General features: G+C 46.3%; 1 protein-coding gene. It reads left to right on the forward strand.

The annotated features are described in order from the left end of the window. A partial coding sequence (lptD, locus tag R7Q11_RS27920) for an LPS assembly protein LptD (RefSeq protein WP_225467202.1) occupies positions 1-587 on the forward strand: 587 nt, incomplete at both ends.

The raw sequence follows: 587 nt of genomic DNA on the forward strand, positions 1-587 counted from the left end.
ACTCACAAGTCAGTGACATTGATTACTTCCTAGATTTGGACTCTGACATCGGTAACCGTGAAGACGGCCAGTTAGTCCAAGAAGGACATGTGCAGTACCGTTCAGATTTCTGGGATGCGTCTTTAACCGTTCGAGATTTCCAAATCCTCTTGAAAGAAGAAAACCGTCCATATCGTTTACTTCCTCAATTAGATTTGAACTACTACACGCCGTTGTGGGGTGATCACCTTAACTTCGACGTAAAAAGCCAAGTCAGCCGTTTTGACACTAGTGATACCGCTCGACCAAACGCGACTCGCGTTCACATAGAGCCGGGACTAACCATGCCGCTGTCAAACTCTTGGGCCACTTGGACAACGGAAGCGCGCGTACTTTCCACTTACTACTCTCAAGACCTTACTGGCTTGACCGACGTGGACTTGAAAAACCGGCTTGATGAACAAGTTTCTCGTGTTATTCCTGAGTTTCGTACCCATGCTCAGATTTACTTAGAGCGTGACACCAGTTGGATCAAAGGCTACACACAAACGCTAGAACCACAGCTTCAGTACCTATACGTACCAGAAGAAGATCAAACCAACATTTAC

It is taken from the genome of Vibrio sp. 970 (assembly GCF_033339075.1).